1 pseudogene is annotated in these 261 nt (G+C 65.5%); it reads right to left on the bottom strand.

Annotation, left to right across the window (positions count from 1 at the left end):
- Positions 1-261 (bottom strand): annotated as a pseudogene (locus RYX56_RS23300) (hypothetical protein); the annotation flags it as partial.

The following is a 261-nucleotide window of genomic DNA, read 5'->3' as shown; positions in this document are numbered from 1 at the left end:
ATGATCGCGTTCTCCATGTCGAGGTTGTGGCCGTAGTCGTAGCCCCACTGGTAGAAGCGCACGAGGCTGCCGATCATCGTGAGCGCGAAGGCGCCCAGCCACGTCCACATCATCCACCGCCGCCCGAGGGCCGCCGCGGTCAGCCCCAGCCCGACGAGCCCACCCATGATCCACGGGATGATCTTGAGCTCGGGGATGGCGTCGGGGTCGATGGCCCGCATCCCGATGTAGTGGTTGAGCCCGTTGATGCTCTCGAGGTTG

It is taken from the genome of Alkalihalophilus lindianensis, assembly GCF_032843265.1.
In the GTDB taxonomy this organism is placed as follows: Bacteria; Bacillota; Bacilli; order Bacillales; family Bacillaceae_D; genus Alkalihalophilus; species Alkalihalophilus lindianensis.
This window is presented reverse-complemented; position numbering and strand designations above follow the sequence as displayed.